The 21,128-nt window shown below is 68.7% G+C and carries 18 protein-coding genes; 7 read left to right on the forward strand and 11 right to left on the reverse strand.

Annotated features, from left to right (window positions below; all coding sequences use genetic code 11):
- Positions 1-17: 17 nt before the first annotated feature.
- Complete coding sequence (locus K3M35_RS08030) at positions 18-803, reverse strand: electron transfer flavoprotein subunit beta/FixA family protein (RefSeq protein WP_220666243.1); 786 nt, start codon at positions 801-803, stop codon at positions 18-20.
- 223 nt (positions 804-1,026) lie between these two features.
- Here K3M35_RS08030 and K3M35_RS08035 point away from each other — a divergent pair, with 223 nt between their 5' ends.
- The 4 genes from K3M35_RS08035 to K3M35_RS08050 are packed head-to-tail and all read left to right on the forward strand — an operon-like array spanning position 1,027 to position 5,157.
- Positions 1,027-1,827, forward strand: a complete 801-nt coding sequence (locus K3M35_RS08035) for a class I SAM-dependent methyltransferase (RefSeq protein WP_220666244.1) — start codon at positions 1,027-1,029, stop codon at positions 1,825-1,827.
- Positions 1,828-1,853: 26 nt separating this feature from the next.
- Positions 1,854-3,374, forward strand: coding sequence for a glycoside hydrolase family 57 protein (locus K3M35_RS08040; protein ID WP_037216018.1), 1,521 nt, complete (start codon positions 1,854-1,856; stop codon positions 3,372-3,374).
- Entirely contained in the window at positions 3,371-4,618 is a 1,248-nt protein-coding gene (locus K3M35_RS08045) for a glycosyltransferase family 4 protein (RefSeq protein WP_220666245.1), read from the forward strand. Before K3M35_RS08040 ends, K3M35_RS08045 begins: the two co-directional genes overlap by 4 nt.
- Positions 4,615-5,157 carry a GNAT family N-acetyltransferase gene (locus tag K3M35_RS08050; protein WP_220666246.1) on the forward strand — a complete coding sequence of 181 codons (543 nt, stop codon included), beginning with the start codon at positions 4,615-4,617 and terminating at the stop codon, positions 5,155-5,157. Before K3M35_RS08045 ends, K3M35_RS08050 begins: the two co-directional genes overlap by 4 nt.
- A 13-nt stretch (positions 5,158-5,170) precedes the next feature.
- Here the strand turns inward: K3M35_RS08050 and K3M35_RS08055 are convergent, their stop codons facing one another.
- Positions 5,171-6,673: an amidase gene (locus K3M35_RS08055; protein ID WP_220666247.1), complete on the reverse strand. Its 1,503-nt coding sequence runs from the start codon at positions 6,671-6,673 to the stop codon at positions 5,171-5,173.
- Between the two features lie 34 nt (positions 6,674-6,707).
- The gene (locus K3M35_RS08060; protein ID WP_006554571.1) at positions 6,708-7,466 is read right to left on the reverse strand and encodes an acyltransferase; all 759 of its coding nucleotides are present in this window, start codon (positions 7,464-7,466) and stop codon (positions 6,708-6,710) included.
- A gap of 93 nt (positions 7,467-7,559) precedes the next feature.
- Between K3M35_RS08060 and K3M35_RS08065 the strand changes: the two genes are divergently transcribed.
- Positions 7,560-8,876, forward strand: coding sequence for a PQQ-binding-like beta-propeller repeat protein (locus K3M35_RS08065; RefSeq protein ID WP_033097729.1), 1,317 nt, complete (start codon positions 7,560-7,562; stop codon positions 8,874-8,876).
- Positions 8,877-8,900: 24 nt separating this feature from the next.
- Here the strand turns inward: K3M35_RS08065 and K3M35_RS08070 are convergent, their stop codons facing one another.
- The 5 genes from K3M35_RS08070 to K3M35_RS08090 are packed head-to-tail and all read right to left on the reverse strand — an operon-like array spanning position 8,901 to position 13,588.
- Positions 8,901-10,058, reverse strand: a complete 1,158-nt coding sequence (locus tag K3M35_RS08070) for a class I SAM-dependent methyltransferase (protein WP_220666248.1) — start codon at positions 10,056-10,058, stop codon at positions 8,901-8,903.
- Positions 10,059-11,036 carry a class I SAM-dependent methyltransferase gene (locus K3M35_RS08075; RefSeq protein ID WP_019288412.1) on the reverse strand — a complete coding sequence of 326 codons (978 nt, stop codon included), beginning with the start codon at positions 11,034-11,036 and terminating at the stop codon, positions 10,059-10,061.
- Between the two features lie 53 nt (positions 11,037-11,089).
- Entirely contained in the window at positions 11,090-11,869 is a 780-nt protein-coding gene (locus K3M35_RS08080) for an enoyl-CoA hydratase-related protein (protein ID WP_019288413.1), read from the reverse strand.
- A gap of 10 nt (positions 11,870-11,879) precedes the next feature.
- Positions 11,880-12,713, reverse strand: a complete 834-nt coding sequence (locus K3M35_RS08085; protein ID WP_006554576.1) for an NUDIX hydrolase — start codon at positions 12,711-12,713, stop codon at positions 11,880-11,882.
- Between the two features lie 44 nt (positions 12,714-12,757).
- Positions 12,758-13,588 carry an ABC transporter ATP-binding protein gene (locus tag K3M35_RS08090; RefSeq protein WP_006554577.1) on the reverse strand — a complete coding sequence of 277 codons (831 nt, stop codon included), beginning with the start codon at positions 13,586-13,588 and terminating at the stop codon, positions 12,758-12,760.
- 43 nt (positions 13,589-13,631) lie between these two features.
- On the opposite strand from K3M35_RS08090, the gene glgX reads away from it, so the two are divergent.
- Entirely contained in the window at positions 13,632-15,794 is a 2,163-nt protein-coding gene (gene glgX, locus K3M35_RS08095) for a glycogen debranching protein GlgX (protein WP_308257066.1), read from the forward strand.
- Between the two features lie 27 nt (positions 15,795-15,821).
- On the opposite strand, the gene K3M35_RS08100 is transcribed toward glgX, so the two are convergent.
- The 3 genes from K3M35_RS08100 to ctaD form a co-directional block, all read right to left on the reverse strand.
- Positions 15,822-16,664 (reverse strand): peptidyl-tRNA hydrolase, encoded by an 843-nt coding sequence (locus tag K3M35_RS08100; protein ID WP_094980279.1) that lies wholly within the window; start codon positions 16,662-16,664, stop codon positions 15,822-15,824.
- The gene (gene serB, locus K3M35_RS08105) at positions 16,657-17,886 is read right to left on the reverse strand and encodes a phosphoserine phosphatase SerB (protein ID WP_024101411.1); all 1,230 of its coding nucleotides are present in this window, start codon (positions 17,884-17,886) and stop codon (positions 16,657-16,659) included. Before serB ends, K3M35_RS08100 begins: the two co-directional genes overlap by 8 nt.
- Positions 17,887-18,058: 172 nt before the next feature.
- Positions 18,059-19,819 (reverse strand): cytochrome c oxidase subunit I, encoded by a 1,761-nt coding sequence (gene ctaD / locus K3M35_RS08110; protein ID WP_072740429.1) that lies wholly within the window; start codon positions 19,817-19,819, stop codon positions 18,059-18,061.
- Positions 19,820-20,089: 270 nt separating this feature from the next.
- Between ctaD and K3M35_RS08115 the strand changes: the two genes are divergently transcribed.
- Positions 20,090-21,097, forward strand: coding sequence for an ABC transporter substrate-binding protein (locus K3M35_RS08115; RefSeq protein WP_220666249.1), 1,008 nt, complete (start codon positions 20,090-20,092; stop codon positions 21,095-21,097).
- The last annotated feature ends 31 nt before the right edge of the window (positions 21,098-21,128 follow it).

The following is a 21,128-nucleotide window of genomic DNA, read 5'->3' on the forward strand; positions in this document are numbered from 1 at the left end:
GTTGTCGCGGGGCGCGATCAGATGATCTTCTGGCCGACCAGGTACTGAGCGATCTTGCTGCCGCCGTCGCCCTCGTCGGTGACGCGCTCACCCGCGGTGCGCGGGGGCTTCGGAGTCACACCGGTGACGGTGGACGCAGCGTTCGCAACACCCAAGATCTCGGGATCGAGACCGATGTCGGCGAGGGTGAGGGTCTGAACTTCCTTCTTCTTCGCGGCCATGATGCCCTTGAAGGAGGGGAAGCGGGGCTCGTTGATCTTCTCGGTGACCGAGACGATGGCGGGGAGCGGAGCCTCGATGCCGAAGACGCCCTCGTCGGTCTCGCGCTCGCCGGCGGCCTTGCCGTCCGCGATCGTGAGCTTGCGCAGGTGCGTCAGGTGGGGCAGGCCCAGGTACTCGGCGATGATCGCGGGCACGGCGCCCACGCGACCGTCGGTGGCCTCGTTACCGGCGATGACCAGCTCGACACCCTCGATCTGGCCGAGCGCAGCGGCGATCGCGTACGCGGTCTGGATCGAGTCGGAGCCGTGCATGGCGGGATCGTTGAGGTGGATCGCCTTGTCGGCGCCCATGGACAGCGCCTTGCGGATGGCGTCGGTGGCGCGGTCCGGACCGGCGGTCAGAACGGTGACCTCACCGCCGTCGCGCTCCTTGATGAGCAGAGCTTCCTCGACGGCGCGCTCGTTGATCTCGTCGAGCACGGCGTCGGCGGCCTCACGGTCGAGCGTGTAGTCGCCGTCGCTGAGCTTGCGCTCGGACCACGTGTCGGGGACCTGCTTGATCAAAACGACGATGTTCGTCATGGGTCTGCGTCGACCTCCTGTGTGTAGCTGCCTTTGGTCGGCAAGGCGCTGCCTGAACCGAGCACTCGTGTCTTTCGCACGGCGTGTGCGATAGATTATCAGCCGCTAAGTTACCAGTCAGTAACTTGACGGGATTCCCGGTTCACCATAGCCGTACGGAAGGACGACGAAACCTGTGATCTGGAACACCGGAGACCACCCCTCTGGGGAGAGGTCTAATGTCGTGGCGGTGAGCGACACCCCCGCCCGCGCCGATGACGCGCACGCCCTCCCCCTCACCGGCGAACGGACGGTCCCCGGCATCGCCGAGGAGAACTATTGGTTCCGACGTCACGAGGTCGTCTACCAGAACTTTCTCCCCCGTTGCGTGAACCGGGCCGTGCTCGAGGCCGGCGCCGGCGAAGGCTACGGGGCCGACATGATCGCCGATGTGGCGACGCGCGTGATCGGCCTCGACTACGACGAGAGCGCCGTCGCACACATCCGCGCGCGCTACCCCCGCGTGGACATCCGGCACGGAAACCTCGCCGAACTACCCCTCGAGGACGAATCGGTCGATACGGTCGTGAACTTCCAGGTGATCGAGCATTTGTGGGATCAGACACAGTTCCTACGCGAATGTCACCGCGTTCTCACCCCCGGCGGCGAATTGCTCATCAGTACTCCCAACCGGATCACCTTCTCCCCCGGCCGCGACACCCCGCTCAACCCCTTCCACACCCGTGAGCTGAACGCCGCCGAACTGACCGAACTGCTCGAGGACGCCGGCTTCCGCGTCGAACTCATGACCGGCGTGCACCACGGCCCCACGCTGCGCGCACTCGATGCCAAGCACGGCGGATCGTTCATCGACGCCCAGATCGAGCGCGCCCTCGCCGGGCAGCCGTGGCCGGACGATCTCACCGCCGACGTCGCGATGGTCTCCACCGACGACTTCACCATCGTCCCCGAGAACATCGATGCGAGCCTCGATCTGGTCGCGATCGCCGTGAAGGACCCCGCAGCGAAGGACACCGCTCCGTGAGTGCCGCATCGTCCCGCGAACCCGGGATGTTCGCGCTCGTCCTCCACTCCCACCTCCCGTGGCTCGCCCACCACGGCCGGTGGCCCGTCGGCGAGGAATGGCTCTACCAGTCGTGGGCAGCGACCTATCTGCCCGTCACCGACGTGCTGCGGCGGCTCGCCGCCGAAGGCCGAACCCGGATGCTCACACTCGGCATCACCCCGGTACTGGCCGCGCAACTCGACGACCCGCACTGCCTCGCCGGGATGCACCACTGGCTCGGCAACTGGCAACTGCGCGCGCACGAGGCGGCCGGCATGCGGGAGGAGTCCTACCGCGCACTCGGCGCCCGCGAGCACCGCGCCGCCACCGCGGCACTGGAGGACTTCGAAACCCAATGGCGCCACGGCGGATCCCCCGTCGTGCGGCAGCTGATCGACGCCGACGCGATCGAACTGCTCGGTGGGCCTCTCGCCCATCCGTTCCAGCCCCTCCTCGACCCGCGACTGCGCACCTTCTCGTTGTCCGAAGGTCTCGCCGACGCGCACGCCCGCTGGAACCATCGCCCCCGCGGCATCTGGGGCCCGGAATGCGGTTACACGCCGGGCATGGAGAACGATTACGCCGCAGCGGGAGTCGAGCACTTCATGGTCGACGGTCCTGCGCTGCGCGGCGACACCTCGCTCGGCCGCACGGTCCGCGACTCGGACGTCGTGTGTTTCGGCCGCGACCTGCAGGTCTCGTACCGGGTGTGGTCGCCGAAGTCCGGCTATCCCGGCCACTCCGCCTACCGCGACTTCCACACCTACTGCCACGACACCGGACTCAAACCGTCCCGCGTCACGGGCCGCACGGTGCCCTCGCACGAGAAGGCGCCCTACGATCCCGAACTCGCGTCGCACGCCGTCGACCGGCACGTCGCCGACTTCGTCGAGACCGTCCGGCAGCGATTGCGCAGCGAATCCGGCCGCATCGGCCGGGACGCACTCGTCGTCGCGGCCTTCGACACGGAACTGTTCGGCCACTGGTGGTTCGAAGGTCCGATCTTCCTCGAACGACTGCTCCGCGCGCTTCCCGAGGCCGGCATCGAGGTGGGAACCCTCGCCGATGCCCGCGACCGCGGATACGTCGGCGCCTCCGTCGATCTCGAGAATTCGTCGTGGGGTTCGGGCAAGGACTGGCGGGTCTGGGCCGGCGACCAGGTCGCCGATCTCGTGCGTCTCAACGACGAGGTGGTGCGCACGACCCTCGACAGCATCGACAAGTCCCGCGAGCAGAGCACGTCGTCGGTCGCGCTCCGCAACCGCGTGCACGACCAGATGGTGCGCGAAGCGCTGCTGACGGTCTCCAGCGACTGGGCGTTCATGGTCAGCAAGGACACCGCCGCCGCCTATGCCCGCGACCGCGCGCACAAACACGCCCACGCCCTGCGTGAGATCGCCGAGGCGGTCGACTCCGGACGCACCGAGACGGCACGGCGTCTGGCCGACGGATGGAACCGCGCCGACAATCTCTTCCCAGGACTCGACGCCCGACGACTGCCCGGACGCCACGGAGGCCCGCGATGAAGATTCTGCTCGTCTCATGGGAGTACCCACCCGTCGTCGTTGGCGGCCTGGGCAGACACGTCCATCATCTCGCCACCGAACTCGCCGCGGCGGGCAACGAGGTGGTGGTGCTGTCACGTCGCCCGACCGGCACCGATGCGTCGACCCACCCCACGATCAGCCACATCGCCGACGGCGTGCTCGTGGTGGCGGTCGCGGAGGACGCACCCCACTTCGACTTCGGCGAGGACATGATCGCCTGGACGCTGGCGATGGGCCACGCGATGGTCCGCGCCGGGATCGGGCTGACCCGCGGCGGCATCGGCGAAGGTTGGTATCCGGACGTCGTCCACGCCCACGACTGGCTCGTCGCCCACCCCGCGATCGCGCTGGCCGAGTACTTCGACGTGCCGCTCGTGTCGACCCTGCACGCGACCGAGGCCGGTCGCCACAGCGGTTGGCTGTCGGGCCGGATCAACCGCCAGGTGCATTCCGTCGAGTGGTGGCTCGCCAACGAATCCGACCGTCTCATCACGTGTTCGGCGTCGATGCACGACGAGGTCACCGAGTTGTACGGTCCGGACCTGCCGGAGATCTCTGTGATCCGCAACGGCATCGACATCACCACCTGGTCGTACCGCGACCGCGAACCGCGTCCCGGGCCGGCACGACTGCTGTACGTCGGCCGCCTCGAATACGAGAAGGGTGTGCAGGACGCGATCGCCGCGCTCCCCCGCATCCGCCGCTCGCATCCCGGCACGACCCTCGTGGTCGCCGGTGAGGGCACCCAGTTCGAGTGGCTGCGCGAGCAGGCACGCGTACACCGCGTCGCACGCTCGGTGAGTTTCCTCGGCAACCTCGACCACACCGAACTGCTCGGCTGGCTGCACGGCGCCGACGCGATCGTGCTGCCGAGCCGCTACGAGCCGTTCGGCATCATCGCCCTCGAGGCCGCCGCAGCGGGTACCCCGCTCATCGCGTCCACCGTCGGCGGCCTGGGCGAAGCCGTGGTCGACGGCGTGACCGGACTGTCGTTCCGGCCCGGCGACGTGGCCGGACTCGTCTCGGCCGTCCGGGAAACCCTCGACGATCCCGAGGCCGCCCGAGTGCGCGCGCGGGCGGCCCGGGCACGACTGACCGACGACTTCGACTGGCGCCGCGTCGCCGAAGAAACCGCGCAGGTCTACTCGTCGGCGAAGCGGCGGGTGCGTCACCCGCTCGCACGCCCCACGGTCCCCCAACGTCCCCTCCCGGACCGCGGATGAACGAGCAGCACACGCTCCAAATCGAGCGCCTGGCACCGCACGAATCCGATATCGTCGCCGTCACCGCACTGCTCAACGCGGTCTACGCGGTGGCCGAGGACGGCATGTGGGTACCGGGCACCACACGGACCGACACGGACGAGATCACCCGATATGCACGGGAGGGCAGCATTCGCATCGCCCGCTCGCACGGCCGGGTGGTCGGCTGTATCCGCGTGACCCCGGTCGACGCGACGACGGCCGAGTTCGGGATGCTCGCCTCCGACCCGAAGGTCCGCGGCACAGGCGTCGGCCGCGTCCTGATCGACACCGTCGAGACGGAGTTCGCCGAGCGAGGTTTCGAGGCAATGCAACTCGAGGTGATCCGTCCGCGCGACACCTCACACGAGTCGAAGGTGTTCCTCGACCGGCTCTACACCCGGCTCGGGTACGTGCCGGAGGAGCCCGCGCCGCTCGATACGCGCCATCCGGAACTCGTTCCGGCTCTTGCGGTCCTATGTGAAACGGTCGTCTACCGGAAGCCACTGGACCGACCCTGAGTCGACCTTCGACTCACGAGGTAGCGGACAACTCGGCCGGAGCGAGCGGCGGCTGCCGATCGAACCACGGCCGGGCCTGTTCGAGTTCGCCTGCGAGGGCGAGGAGCACACTCTCCCCACCGAGTGGGCCGACGAACTGCACCCCGAGCGGCAGACCGGACACCGTCCAGTGCAACGGCACCGAGATCGCCGGGCGCCCGGTGATATTGGCCAGCTGCGTGTAGGGGGTGCGCCCCAGATTGTCGTCCACCACCCGGTCGATGAAACCGGCCCGGGTCGCGATCCACGCGGTGCGGGTACGCAGGAGCGCCTCGCCGGCACGCCGCATCCAGCGGGGCGTGTCGAGTTCGCCGATGCGCCACGGCGGGAAGGCGAGTGTCGGCGTGAGCAGCAGATCGTAGCGTTCGTGGAACTGCGCGAGACCGCTCGCGTACTCGGCCCAGCGGGCATGGGCCGCAATGTAGTCCGACGCCGAGGTCGCCTTGCCCACGGCGGCGATGATGCGGGTGTCGAACTCGAAGTCCTCGGGTCGTGCTCCGGTGAGGCGGCAGGCCTCGGCGACCTCCGCGGCAGCCGTGGCGAACCACATGATGAGGAAGTCCTCTGCGAGACGCCGTTCGTCGATACCCGTCGAGGCGGGTTCGACGTGATGGCCGAGTTCCTCGAGCACCGCGACGGCAGCGTCCACCGCGACCTTTGCCTCCGGATCGACCGGCGTCCCGATCGGTGACGCGGTCTCGTATCCGATCCGCAACCGCTTCGGCGCCGAGCGCGCGGCCTCCGCGTACGACCGGGCACGCTCGACGAGATACGGCCCACCCGCGTACGGGCCCGCCATGACGTCGAGGAAGGCAGCGGCGTCGCGCACCGTCCGGCAGATCACCCCGTTGGTAGCCGCGCCGTGCAGCGGTTCCCCGCCGCGCATACCGGTGGGCACGAGTCCGCGTCCGGGCTTGAGCCCGAGGAGCCCGCAGCAGGCGGCGGGAATGCGGATGGAGCCGCCGCCGTCGCTCGCTCCCGCCGCGGGAACGACGCCGGCCGCGACCGCCGCGGCGGAACCACCCGATGACCCGCCCGGCGTCACCGACGGATCCCACGGGTTTCGGGTGGCCCCGAACGCCTCGGGCTCGGTGATGCCCTTCGCCCCGAACTCGGGGGTGTTGGTCTTGGCGAACGGGACCAGGCCGGCTCCGAGCCACCGGTCGACGATCACCGAGTTCTCGTCCATCGGCAGGTCCGCGAGGACACGGGACCCGCACGAGGTCGGCTCACCGGCCAGATCCTGCCCCAGATCCTTGAGCAGGAACGGCACCCCGGCGAACGGACCGTCGAGCGGTTCGCGTGCCAGGACACGGGCCTTGTCGTCGAGCCTGCGGACGACGGTGTTCAGTGTCGGTTCGACCGTGTCGAGCCGCGCGATCGCGGTCTCGAGCAACTCGCTCGCCGATACCTGCCCCGTCGCGACGAGTTCGGCCAGGCCGGTCGCGTCGTGACTCCGATACTCCGAGTAGTCCATCTGCTGTCCCCCGACAGTGTCCCGGCCCGCGTCGCTACTGGTGGACGCCCGCGGGCGTGTCTACCGACTTCTTCCGTGCGATATCTGCGAGCGCCGCTTCCCGGGCGGCACGCTCGGCAGCGGCGCTCTCCCACGCCACCTTACGGTTCTTCACGACCTTGGCGGGCGAACCCACCGCGATACTGAAGTCGGGGATGTCTCCCTTGACGACCGCGTGCGCTCCGAGCACCGAACCGCGGCCGACCCGGGTGCCGCGGAGCACGGTGACCTTCGCGGCGATCCAGGTGTCCGGACCGATCCGGACGGGGCTCTTGACGATGCCCTGGTCCTTGATCGGGTAGGTGATGTCCTCGGTGCGGTGGTCGAAGTCGCAGATGTAGCACCAGTCTGCGACCAGCGTCGACGCGCCGATCTCGATGTCCAGATAGGTGTTGACGACGTTGTCCTTGCCGAAGACGACCTTGTCGCCGATCCGGAGCGAACCCTCGTGGCAGCGGATGGCGTTGCCGTCGCCGATGTGGACCCAGCGGCCGATCTCGAGGCGCGACAGTTCGGGCGTCGCGTGGATCTCGACGTTCTTGCCCAGGAAGACCATGCCGCGCAGCACCACGTGCGGATTGGCCAGCCGGAACTTCGCCAGGCGGTAGTACCGGACCAGGTACCAGGGCGTGTACGCCTTGTTGTCCAGCACCCATTTCAGAGAGGACAGCGTCAGGAATCGTACCTGTTCGGGATCCCTCCGACGGGACCCGCGCCACCTCGCCGTCAGAGGTGCACCCCACATGCTCGTCATAGGGGCAGCCTACGGTCCGCCTCGTTCGCGGCTCACGACCCCCGGCCCGATACGCTGACACGTCGAATCGTTCGCCTGTGGAGGAGTTGAGTGATGCGGGGTGTCCTGCGGACCGCGGTCCCGGCGCTGACGGTGGTCTTCGCGCTGAGCGCGTGCGGCGGTGGGGCCGGCACCGACGACGTGTTGTCGAGCGGTGGCTGGCCGGGACGGCACTCCGATGCCCGCAACAGCAACACCGCGACCGCCGAGAGCGTCGACGACCTCGCGCCCGGCTGGACGCGTCCGCTGGGCGGCCCGGTCGGCTCCCCCGCCGGGATCGCGGCCAACGGCCAGGTCTCGGTGGCGGCCGCGACGGAGGCCGGATGCAATCTGTTCTCCTTCCAGATGGACACGGGCCGCAAGCGCTGGTGCACGCGTCTCGCCCCGGCCGTCACGACGATCACCCCCGTCTCCGACGGCGTCGCGAACATCTACGTCGGTGAGGACGGCGGACTGCTGTCGTTCAACGAGCACGGCCAGCGTCGCTGGCGCATTCCCGTGAGCGGCAGCCCCCGCAGCGCACAGTTCACCTCCGACGGAAGCCTGTTGGTGGTCACGCATTTCGGTCAGGTCAACGTCGTCGACCCGCAGACGGGACAACTCGAGGCACCGCTGTTCGATCTGGTGCCGGTGCCGACCCTCGAGGACGGGCAGAACCTGCCGCGACTCGCGAGCGATCACGGCCTCCCCGCCTGCTTCGGGGGCTCGGAGGACTGCCCGGTCGCCACCACCCCGGCCGTCGACACCGCCACCGACCGTGTCTTCGTCACCGTGTGGCGTCCGGGTTCGGACAGGTCGGCGCTCGTGGCGCTGCGCTACACGGCCGGTGATGACGCCGTGGTCATCGAGGAGTGGTCGGTACCCGACCTCCCCGGAGGTGCGGTGACGAGTCCGGTTCTGTCTGCTGACGGTTCGACCGTCTACGTCCACGACGGGGAGGGTGCCCTGTGGGCGCTCGACGCCGAGACAGGCGAAGCGCGATGGACCCACGAGACCGGCCGTCCCACGGCGCTCGGTCCCGCCGTCACCGAGGACGGACTGCTGCTCCTCGCGTCGGCCGACGGCAGCGCCCCGCTGACGGCCCTGCGCGACGGCGGCGACAGCGTCGAAGTCGAGTGGGAGCGGGCGGACGTGACTCCGTACGGTGCGCCGGCGGTGACCGCCGACGGCCGGGCCTATGTGGTCGTCGACGGCGATCGGGGTCTCGCAGCGGCGGTGCTCGATCTCGCGGACGGAGCGACGATGGAGGAGGAACCCCTCGATCCCGCCACCGGACTGCCGGTCGGCACCGGCGTCGGCCCGGGCGGGGAGTTCGTGATCACGACCCTCGACGGGGACGTGGTGGTGCTGCGCGAACCGCAGTCCGTATGAGGACGGCCGCCCGTGTGAGGGCGGTCAGCGCGACGGCGTGCAGACGAAGGCTTCCGGCGTCCGGCCGATGCGGGTGAGCACCACGCTGAGCGAGGCCGACCCGCGCAGTTTCAGGCGCGGACGCAATACCGCCGGGTCGACGTCGACGCCGCGCACGAGGATCTCGACCGCGCCGCAGTCGTGGCGGGCGAGCGCCTGACGGAGTGTCTTCTCGCTGTACTTGAGACGCTCGACGATCCGGAAACCCCGTACTCCGTCGGGCAGGCTGTCGCCGGTGAGATAGGCGATCCGCGGGTCGAGTTGCCACAGTCCGTGGGCTGCCGCGTAGTGGCGGACGAGACCGGCGCGCACGATCGCGCCGTCGGGGTCGACGATCCACTCCCCCGGCTCCCGTTCCGGAATGTCGTCGTCCGCGGCGTCGGTGATCTCGAAACCGGTTCCGTCCGAACGCAGTACTGCAGCCCGTCGGCGCACGCCGGGAGTGCTCAATCCCGGCGAGTACAGGCACGCTTCGCGGACTCCACCGTCGAGCGAGACGACCTCGACCTCACCGGCCCAGTCGAACGAGTCGAAATCCAGTCCCGGTGCGCACTTCACGGCGAGATCGCGGCCCGCGTAGGCGTCGAGGAGATCGGGCAGCGGTGGTTGCAGCGCGGCCGGATCGTGGGTCCGTCGCCCGCCCGAACGGCGTGCGGGATCGGCGATGACGGTGGTGCCTCGCGTGACCGGACGCAGGGCGTCGGCGCGCAGGAGGTACGCCCCGGGGACGTTGTGCGCGGCCATCGCCAGCCGCACGTCGTCGAGATCGCTGCCGATCACGGTCTCGGCGACCCCGACGAGTTCAGTGAGCTCGGCGCCGATCGAACACGTCACGTCGTGCACTGTGCGCCCTCGCAACCGCTTCGCGCGGTGGGCCGCGACGCGCGTGGGCGTGGACTGCTGCAGAGCGTCGTCGGTGAGCACCCACTCGCCGCCGCCGGCGATCTTCGCCTCCGCCTTGCGCCGGAGGATGACGGTTTCGACCAGCATTCCGGCACGATCGCCGAAACGCGTACGCGCCCAGCCGATGTCGGCGAGGCGCGTACGCGTCGACAGCTCCCGGTCGGCGACGCTCGCGAGAGCGTCGCGGCCGTCGTCCGACGTCAGGTACTCGACGTCGGCGAGGGTGAAGTCGTAACCCAACTACTTGCCGGGCTTCACGCCGGTGATCATGACGTTGTAGAAGAAGCTACGGGGCACGACGTGCTCGAGGATGTTCTCGTCGACCCAGCTCAGCGCCTTCCAGCCACCGAAGGCGAACTTCGCCCAGTTCCAGCCCAGCTTCTCCTGCGGGACGGCGGCCTCGAAGGTGCGCACCGGCCAGCCGAGCAGGGCCGCGGCGAACTCCTCGCTCGACGCCTTGACCTCGACGGCTCCGGCCGAGGAGGCCAGCTTCTCGAGATCGGAAGGATCGAAGGTGTGCAGATCGACGACGGCCTCGAGGGCGGCCGCCCGGGAGGACTCGTCGAGCTCGGTCTGCGGACGACGCCAGTCGCGCAGGAAAGGCAACTTGGTGATGTTGGTGGTGGCCTCCCACGTGACCCGGCCGAGCATGCGGGCGTAGAAGTTGCCGATCGTGCTGGGCTCACCGGCGAAGACGAAACGGCCGCCGGGCTTGAGCACGCGCAGCACCTCGCGCAGCGACTGCTCGACGTCCGGGATGTGGTGCAGCACGGCATGGCCGACCACGAGGTCGAAGGTGTCGTCGTCGTACGGAATGGTCTCGGCGTCGGCAACGCGGCCGTCGACGTCGAGGCCGAGATTCTCGGCGTTGCGGAGCGCGACCTTCACCATGCCGGGCGACAGGTCGGTCACCGAACCGGTCTTCGCGACCCCACCCTGCATGAGGTTGAGGAGGAAGAAGCCCGTGCCGCAGCCGAGTTCGAGTGCGCGCTCGTAGGGCAGCGGCTGATCGCCGGCCGCGGCGACGAACCGCCCCTTGGCGTAGTCGATGCACCGCTCGTCGTACGAGATGGACCATTTCTCGTCGTACGTCTCGGCTTCCCAGTCGTGGTAGAGCACCTGGGCTAGCTTGGTGTCCTCGAGCGCGGCTGCGACCTCTTCGGCAGTGGCGTGCGGATTCGGCGCGGGGTCGACCCCGTCGGTCCTGCTGGCAGTCATGCGGTGATCCTACTCATCGGTAAGCTGTGGACAAGTGCAGGTGCCGGTCGGCATCACTCGCCGACGAACTTCGCCTTGCCCGGCCCGTTCTCGATGAACGATTCGAGGCCGATGGTGCGGTCCTTCGTGGCGAACAGCGCGGCGAAGACGTGCTGTTCGATCTTCAGACCCGTATCCAGATCGGTGTCGAGGCCCTGGTCGATCGCGGCCTTCGCAGCGGCGAGCGCGCGCGAGGCGGCGCCTGTGAACTGCCCGGCCCAGCGACGCGCAGCCTCGTAGACGTCGTCGGGGGCGACGACCTCGTCGACCAGACCGATCGACAGGGCTTCGTCGGCGCCGACGAAACGACCGGTGAAGACGAGATCCTTCGCCTTCGCCGGGCCGACGAGCCGAGCCAGTCGCTGGGTGCCGCCGCCACCGGGGATGATGCCCAGCAGGATCTCGGGCGTGCCGAGCTTGACGTTGTCGCCGACGATGCGCCGGTCGGCGCCGAGGGCGAGTTCGAGGCCACCACCGAGGGCGTAGCCGGTGATCGCGGCGACGGTGGGCTTGGGGATGTCGGCGATCGACCCGAGGGCCGACTGCAGGTCGCCGACGATCTCGCTCATCTGCACGTAGCTCAGGTCGGCCATCTCCTTGATGTCGGCGCCGGCCGCGAACACCTTCTCGCCGCCGTAGACGATCACCGACTTCACGTCGGACCGGACGGTCGCCTCGCGCGCAGCGGCCCGGATCTCCTCCTGGAGCTGCCGGTTCAACGCGTTCATCGGAGGGCGGTCGAGACGGATGGTGCCGATGCCGTCGGAGACGTCGAGGGTCACGAATTCAGCCATGGTCCTCAGCCTAGATGTCGGAGCGCTGGGCCCACGGATGAGTACCGACCTCGTAGTAGGCCTCGTCCCCGTCGAACGCGATGTGGACCGCCCCGTCGCGACGGCTGATGATCGGCAGGATCGGCTCGATGACCGGATCCGCCGCCATGAGGTCGGCGACCGTGGCGAAGCCCGACAGGATCGACAGCTGACTCCACGTGGGCGGGAGCAGGATGCACCGGCCCGACCGCCAGTCGGCGAGGGCCTCCTCCGCGGTCTGCCACTGCACCAGATCGGTCTCGCTGGTGTTGCCGTCGGCCCGCTGTCCTTCCGGTACCGCGGCGACGAAGAACCGCGTATCGTAGCGGCGCCGCTCCCCCAGCGGGGTGATCCAGTTCGCGTGGGGACGCAGCAGGTCGGCGCGCAGCACCAACTGTTCCTTCTCCAGGAAGTCGCCGAAGGACAACTCGCGCGCTTCCAGCAGACGACGCGCCTCCGCGTAGTCACCGGTGTCGGCCACCACCGAATCCTCGGTGGGTCCGGCGAGCAGCACGCCACACTCCTCGAAGGTCTCGCGCACGGCCGCGAGCACCAGTGCACGGGCCTGCGCCTCGCCGATACCGAACCGCTCGGCCCACCAGGTCACGTCCGGTCCGGTCCACCGCACCTCGGCGTCGGTGTCGGAAGTGTCGACACCGCCGCCGGGGAAGACGGTCATGCCGCCGGCGAAGTCCATGCCGACGACACGACGCTGCAGGAACACCTCGACGCCGCGCGCAGAGTCCCGCACGAGCATCACGGTGGACGCGTCGCGGATGGGTACCGCGGTGGGATCGAAGGTGGATGCCGAGCGATTGTTGGCCATGGCCTCAACCTAACCGATCGGTCCCGGCACCACCCGACCCGGAGTCACCGGCGGTGCCGTCCCGCCTGGCGGGTGCGGCGGGCGAAGAACCGGTCGTCGACCTTGTCGAGCGAGATGGACTGACTGAACGCCGCGCTGAGGTTCTCGGCGGTGATCACGTCGTCGAGCAGGCCCTGGGCGACCACACCGCCCTCCTTCAGGAGCAGCGCGTGCGTGAAGCCCGGCGGGATCTCCTCCACGTGATGGGTGACGAGCACGATCGCAGGGGCATCCGGGTCGGCCGCGAGCGTCCCGAGCCGGGCCACGAGTTCCTCGCGACCGCCGAGGTCCAGACCGGCCGCGGGCTCGTCGAGCAGCAGCAGTTCGGGGTCGGTCATGAGCGCCCGGGCGATTAGCGCACGCTTGCGTTCGCCCTCCGACAGCGTCCCGTACAGACGGTCGGCGAGATGTTCCGCGCCGAGGCTCTCGAGCATCTCCACCGCGCGGCTCGTGTCGATGTCGTCGTACTGCTCGCGCCACCGGCCCAGCACGCCGTAGCCCGCGGAGAGCACGAGATCGGTGACCTTCTCGTCGTTCGGCACCCGGTTGGCCAGGGCCGCGGAGGACAATCCGATCCGGGGTCGTAGTTCGGACAGATCCGTCTTTCCGAACGTCTCCGCGAGGACGTGCGCGGTGCCGGAGGTGGGGAACGTCTCGGCCGCCGCGACCCGCAGCAGCGAGGTCTTTCCTGCCCCGTTGGGTCCGAGAACCACCCAACGTTCGTCGAGTTCCACCTTCCAGGTCACGGGACCGACGAGGACGTTCCCGCCGCGTCGGACCACTACGTCGTCGAATTCGATGAGCAAATCGGGATCAGGTTGTGCCACGCGGACCATCTTCTCTTACGCCCGAGCCCGAAACGCGGCAGGATCGGTTCCCGTGTCGTCCTCCGCATCCGAATCTGCTGTCGTGTCCGGCTCGGTCGCGCTCCCCGACCGGGCCGCCTTCCCGCTCGGCCCCACCCCGGTCGACGGTGGGACACGCTTCGCCGTCCACGCCCCGCACAGCGACCGCGTCCAGGTCTGTCTCGTCGACGACGACGGGAACGAACACCGCGTGGACCTGCCCGACCGCACCTACGGGGTCTGGCACGGGGTGGTCCCCGGCGTCGGCGCCGGGCAACGGTACGGCTACCGCGCCTACGGGCCGTGGCAGCCGCAGTGGGGGTTGCGTACCAATCCGCACAAGATCCTGCTCGACCCGTGGGCCCGGCGGATCGTCGGCGACGTCGGTGATCCGGACCGGCTGATCCCCCACCAGGGTGACCCGTTCGGTGCGATGTCGAGCACCGACTCGCTCGGCCACACACCTCTGTCGGTGGTGACCCCCGTCCTGACGCCCATGCACGACAAACCCAGCGTGCCGTGGGAGAACACCGTCGTCTACGAACTGCACGTCGGTTCGTACACGGCCCGTCACCCGCTCGTGCCGCCGGAACTGCGCGGCACCTATCTCGGACTCGCCCACCGGTCGGTGATCGACCACCTGGTGGGGCTGGGAGTGACGACGGTCGAACTGCTCCCCGTGCAGGCCTTCGTGACCGAGCCGTCGGTGCGTGCGCGGGGGATGCGCAACCACTGGGGCTACTCGACCGCCTCGTACTTCGCGCCGCATCCCGCCTACGCCGTCACGCCCGGCAACGAGATCGCCGAGTTCCGAACGATGGTCGACGCCTTCCACAGCGCCGGGCTCGAGGTGCTGCTCGACGTCGTCTACAACCACACGTGCGAAGCATCGGTCGACGGTCCGAGTCTGTCCTGGCGCGGTCTCGACGCGCCCGGCTACTACCTGCTCGACGCGCACGGACGGGACATCGACCTGACGGGGTGCGGCAACACCCTCGACGCGTCCTCACCGATCGTCGTGCGGATGGTGTGCGACAGCCTCCGGTACTGGGCGGACGTGATGGGGGTGGACGGCTTCCGCTTCGACCTCGCCAGTGCGCTGGCCCGTCCCCGCGGTGGGGCCTTCGATCCGCGAGCGGCACTGCTCACCGCGATCGTCACCGATCCCGTCCTCTGCGACGTCAAGCTCGTCGCCGAACCGTGGGACGCCACCGCACACGGTTACCAGCTCGGGAACTTCGGCGCGCAATGGGCCGAATGGAACGACCGCTACCGCGACACGGTCCGCCGTTACTGGGCGGGACGTTCCGGGATCCGCGAGATGGCGTCGCGGCTCACCGGTTCGGAGGACCTCTACGACAGGAACATCCGGCAGCCGTGGATGTCGGTCAACTTCGTCACCGCCCACGACGGTTTCACCCTCGCCGATGCGGTCTCGTACGAGCGCAAGCACAACGACGAGAACGGTGAGGAGGGCCGGGACGGGTCGAACAACAACGAGTCGGTGAACCACGGGGTCGAAGGGCCGACCGACGATCCGGAGATCCTCGCCGCCCGCGACCGGCACATCCGGGCGATGCTCGCGACGCTGCTGTTGTCGACGGGCACACCGATGCTGCTCGCCGGCGACGAGTTCGGGCACACGCAGAACGGCAACAACAACGCCTACTGCGTCCCCGTGGACGTCCCCGTCCGCGACGCCTGGCCGCTGGACTGGGAGCACGCCGACCGTGCGCGAACGGATTACGTGCGCGAACTGCTCCGCCTGCGCACGCGCGTCCCGGTGCTGCGGCAGCGACGCTTCTTCGAGGGCCGCGCCCGGTCCGTGGGCTATCCCGATCTCGTGTGGTTCGGCATCGAGGGGATCGAACTCGACGAGGATGCGTGGCAGGACGACAGTCGCCGCACGCTGCAGGGCTGGGTCGACGGCTCGCAACTCGGCACCGTGACCCGCACCGGCGTCACTCTCGAGGACAGCAGCGGGCTGTTCGTTCTGCATTCGGGCGACGCCGCCACGGTGACCCTCGCCGGACCCGAGTGGTATCGCGGCAACATCGTGTGCGTCTTCGATTCGAGTGCCCCCGACGGCAGGCCCGCGGACACCTCCCCGATGCGGGTGGGAAGTTCGTACCCGGTCGACGGTCCGACGGTGCTGATCTTCTGGATCGCGGACGACGGACCCATCGAGCAAGGATGATCCACGGCGGCACGACGCCGGTGGAGGTCAGGCTCGTTCGTCGACCGTGCCGGGCACCGCGATCACGGTGATCGAACCCGGGGCCACCTCGGTGAAGCCCGCGTCGCGGACCGCGACGGCCGTGCCGGCTTCCACGCGGGCGAGCAGCTCGCGCCAGGTGGCCTCGTCCGCATCGCGGACGGCACACGGGAATCCGTCGGAAGCCCAGGCGCGTGCGGTGTCGACGTCCAGTGCCCCCGCGAACAGCATCGCAGCATGACCGACCTGCGCGGCCGCCTTGCCGACGGTCATCTCGAGGTCCTTCTGCACCCAGAGGACCGGAACGCCGTCCGCCGGTGGGGGCGGATCGTCGTGGGGCAGGTCGGTGCCACCGATCTGCAGGCGGGAGATGCGCGGGTCCAGTTCCCCCACCGGGCCGGGCACGAACGCCCGGGCCTGGGCACCGGCGTGGTCGACGGTGACTCCGTCGACGTCCTGCGCGGCACGCCAGTGCGCTCCGCGGGCGCGGCGGGCGACCTTCCGGATCCGCGCGTCGTTCCATGCGAGGAAGGGTTTCTGCCACGGACCGGGTTCGCCGTCCGGGCCGGGACCGACCCGCGGGTCGAAACACAGTGCCACGGTGGACATCGCGGCGGCTTCGAGCACCGCGCTGCGGGCGGGTGGATCGACCTTGGGGATGTGCAGCACGATCGGCATCGCCTGCACCTTCGCCGGATCCTCCGGGTCGGGCCGGTGCCCGTAACCGCGGGTGAGTACGCCGTGGCGCTCGGCGAAACCCGGATCCGAGGCCGGGTCGAAGACCCGATCGGGTGCGGCCTCGAAGACCGGCTCGGGCGCCGTGTCCGCGAAGTCGGGGTCCAGCTCAGACACTGCCGTCGATCGGGACGCGGCGCAGGGTTCCGTCGACGCGGTCGGCCGCCTCGATCTCCTCGCGGGTGACGCCGAGGACGAAGAGCACCGCATCTAGGTAGGGATATGACAGGGCGGTGTCGGCGACCTCGCGCAAGGCCGGCTTGGCGTTGAACGCGACGCCCAGGCCCGCGGCCGAGAGCATGTCGATGTCGTTGGCACCGTCGCCGACCGCGACGGTCTGCTCGACCGGCACGCCCGCCTCGTCGGCGAACTCGCGGAGGGCGCGTGCCTTGGCGGCGCGGTCGACGATGTCGCCGACCACTCGCCCGGTGAGCTTGCCGTCGACGATCTCGAGCGTGTTGGCGCGGACGAAGTCGAGTTCGAGTTCGTGTGCGAGCGGGTCGATCACCTGGCGGAAGCCGCCCGAGACGACGCCGCAGCGGAAGCCGAGCCGACGCAACGTCCGGATCGTGGTGCGGGCACCGGGAGTGAGTTCGAGCTGCTCGGCGACCTCGTCGATGACGGTCGCCGGCAGACCCGCGAGGGTCGCGACGCGTTGTTCGAGGGACTGCGCGAAGTCGATCTCACCGCGCATCGCAGCCTCGGTGACCTCGCGGACCTTGTCCTCGACACCGGCGTGCGCGGCGAGCATCTCGATGACCTCGCCCTGGATGAGCGTGGAGTCGACGTCGAAGACGATCAGGCGCTTGGAACGACGGGCGAGACCGCCGCGCTCCACCGCGATGTCGACGTCGAGGCCCGCGGCGAGTTCGACGAGGGCGTGCCGCAGCGCGGCGTCGGCCTCGACGCTGGTGTCGGGCGCGGTGATCATCAGCTCGAGGCCGGTGAGCGGGTAGTCGGCGATGCCGCGGATCGAATCGATGTTCGCGCCCTGGGCCGCGAGGGTGCGGCCCACCGATCGCAGCGCCTTGGCACTGACCGGGCTGCCCAGCACGACGACGGCGTGGGTCGAGACGGTGCGGGCGCCGCGCTCGGCCCCGATCTGGACGTCGGCGTGCATGCCGATGGTGGCCATCGCGGACTCGACCTCGTCCTGCATCGCTTCGACATCGGTCGGGCAGACGAGGAGGACACCGAGGGTGAGCCGGCCACGGATCACGACCTGTTCCACATCGAGGAGGTCGACGTCGTGCCGCGTCAGCGCTGCGAAGAGCACCGAGGTCACGCCGGGATGGTCAGGTCCGGTCACGGTCACCAGCACCGTGCTGTCAGACGCCACTACGTCTCCGATCGCTTGTCTGTCGAGGTACACACGGACGCACGCGCGTACCGGCTCGCTCGTTCATTGTTGCAGGGCGAACCGCCGCTCCCGTTCGCGGGTCCGGACCCACGGAAAGGCCGAAGCCCCACCCGGTGAACGGGTGGGGCTTCGGTCGATCGTCGATCTGCGCTCAGGCGCGCGGATGGTCGCCGGGGGTACGGTCGGCACCCTCGAGGACGTTGACGTTGTGCTTGTCGCTGCCCGGGCCGACGTGCGCTTCGGCGCGCATCTTCTCGACCATGTGCGGGTAGTGCAGCTCGAAGGCGGGACGCTCCGAACGGATCCGCGGCAGCTCGGTGAAGTTGTGCCGCGGGGGCGGGCAGCTGGTGGCCCACTCGAGCGAGTTGCCGTAACCCCACGGGTCGTCGACCGTGACGACCTGGCCGTAGCGGTAGCTCTTGAAGACGTTCCACAGGAACGGCAGCGTCGAGGCACCGAGCACGAACGCACCGATGGTGGAGATGGTGTTCAGGGTGGTGAACCCGTCGGACGGCAGGTAGTCGGCGTAGCGACGCGGCATGCCCTCGTTACCGAGCCAGTGCTGCACCAGGAAGGTGGTGTGGAAGCCGATGAAGGTCAGCCAGAAGTGCCAGCGGCCGAGCTGCTCGTCGAGCATGCGTCCGGTCATCTTCGGGAACCAGAAGTAGATGCCGGCGTAGGTCGCGAACACGATGGTGCCGAAGAGCACGTAGTGGAAGTGCGCCACCACGAAGTACGAGTCGTGCAGGTGGAAGTCCAGCGGCGGGCTCGCGAGGATGACACCGGTCAGGCCACCGAAGAGGAAGGTCACGATGAAGCCGACCGAGAACAGCATCGGCGATTCGAAGGTGATCTGGCCCTTCCACATCGTGCCGATCCAGTTGAAGAACTTCACACCGGTCGGGACGGCGATCAGGAAGGTCATGAACGAGAAGTACGGCAGCAGCACGGCGCCGGTGGCGTACATGTGGTGCGCCCACACGGCGATGGACAGCGCCGCGATGGCCATCGTGGCGTAGACCAGACCGGTGTAACCGAAGATCGGCTTGCGGGAGAAGACCGGGAAGATCTCCGAGACGATGCCGAAGAACGGCAGCGCGATGACGTACACCTCGGGGTGACCGAAGAACCAGAACAGGTGCTGCCACAGGAGCACACCGCCGGTGGCGGGGTCGTAGATGTGGCCACCGAGGTGACGGTCGACGAACAGGCCCATGAAGGCGGCGGTCAGCAGCGGGAACACGAGCAGGATCAGCAGGCTGGTGATCAGGATGTTCCAGGTGAAGATCGGCATCCGGAACATGGTCATGCCCGGTGCACGCATGCACACCACGGTGGTGATGAAGTTGACGCCACCGAGGATGGTGCCCAGACCCATCACGCCGAGGCCGAGGATCCAGAAGTCGGCACCGACACCCGGGGAGTGGATCTCACTGGTGAGCGGCGTGTACGCCGTCCAACCGAAGTCCGCGGCACCGCCGGGGGTGACGAAGCCGAGCATGACGATCGTCGCGCCGAACAGGTACAGCCAGTAGCTGAAGGCGTTCAGGCGCGGGAAGGCGACGTCGGGGGCGCCGATCTGCAGCGGCAGGATGTAGTTCGCGAAGGCGAACACGACCGGCGTCGCGTACATCAGCAGCATGATCGTGCCGTGCATGGTGAACAGCTGGTTGAACTGCTCGTTCGACAGGAACTGCAGGCCGGGGACCGCGAGCTCGGTGCGCATCAGCAGGGCCATCAGGCCGCCGATGAGGAAGAAGGCGAACGAGGTGACCATGTACATGATCCCCAACATCTTGGGATCTGTGGTCGTGATCATCTTGTAGATGAACGAACCCTTGGGTCCCTGCCGCGGCGGGTACGGCCTTGCTGCAGCTATCTCTGGGACTGGCTGGGGCGCTACGGCAGTCACTAATCCTCCTGAATGCGCGCTCGACCTCGGGCTGGAGGCGAACGGTCTCTGGCTTGCGCTCATCGAATCGTAGACCCTGCCCGAAACGGTCGCCCTCCGGGTCCTACTCACTGTCGTACTCGACTCGCGAGGCTACCTGGAGCGGAGCCGACAACCACAATCCGAGGCTGTGCTGCACCTCACATGCAAGGGCGAGACCAGGTGACCCCACCACGCGCGAACAGCACGGGTTAGGGTGCACTTCCCCCCGCAATCACAGAAGGACGACCCGTGCCTGTTCTCTCCTCCCGACCAGCCCGGTTCGCGGCAGCACTGCTGACCGCCGGACTCCTCGTCGCCGGCTGCAGTTCGGCCGACACCTCCGACGACGCGACCACCGACACCGCGTCCGACTCGGCCGCCGGCTTCCCCCGGACCGTCGAACACTTCCGCGGTTCCACCACGATCGAGAGCGAGCCGACCCGCATCGTCGCGCTCGACACGAGCTATTCCGACGCCGTGCTTCTCCTCGAGGCACCTCTCGTCGGGTACGTCGACTACCGCACCGACGAGTTCCCCGACTATCTCGGCGACTCGCGGCAGCACGCGACCGACGCCGTGTCCGTCGGCAAGACCGCGGACGTGAGCCTCGAACAGGTGGCCGCGCTCGAACCCGACCTCATCCTCTCGGCGGAGGTGCGCGACGGAGAGAACTACGAGGAACTGTCCGCCATCGCCCCGACCGTCTTCTCCCAGTCGACCGGACCGACGTGGAAGGACAACATCCGCCTCGTCGCGCAGACCATCGGCAAGGAGGACCTCGCCGAGCAGAAGATCTCCGAGTACGAGGAGCGCGCCGCGGCCATCGGTGCGGACATCAACGAAAAGGCCGGCAACCCGACGATCTCGATCGTCCGCTTCGCCGGTGAACCGACGGCCCGGCTGTACCGCACCACCTCGTTCAGCGGCATCGTGCTCGAGGACGCCGGTCTCGCCCGCCCCGCGAGCCAGGGTCCCGATCCGTCGGATCCGTCGAGCATCATGAACGCCATCAGCCCCGAACTGATCACCGAGGCCGAGGCGGACGTCATCTTCGTCACCACCTACGACCTCGGCGACGGCAAGGCGCAGGCGGCGGCCGAACCCTTCGTCACCAATCCGTTGTGGCAGAACCTGCAGGGAAGGAAGGTCGAGGTCGACGACAGCGTGTGGATGATGCCGGTGAGCATCCAGGGTGCGCACCGCATCCTCGACGACCTCGCGGACACCTTCGGCGTCGACCGTCACACGACCGGATAGCCTGAGCCGTCCGATCCGAGCAGCGTCCTAC

Source organism: Rhodococcus sp. DMU2021 (genome assembly GCF_019641445.1).
Taxonomy (GTDB): Bacteria; Actinomycetota; Actinomycetes; order Mycobacteriales; family Mycobacteriaceae; genus Rhodococcus; species Rhodococcus pyridinivorans.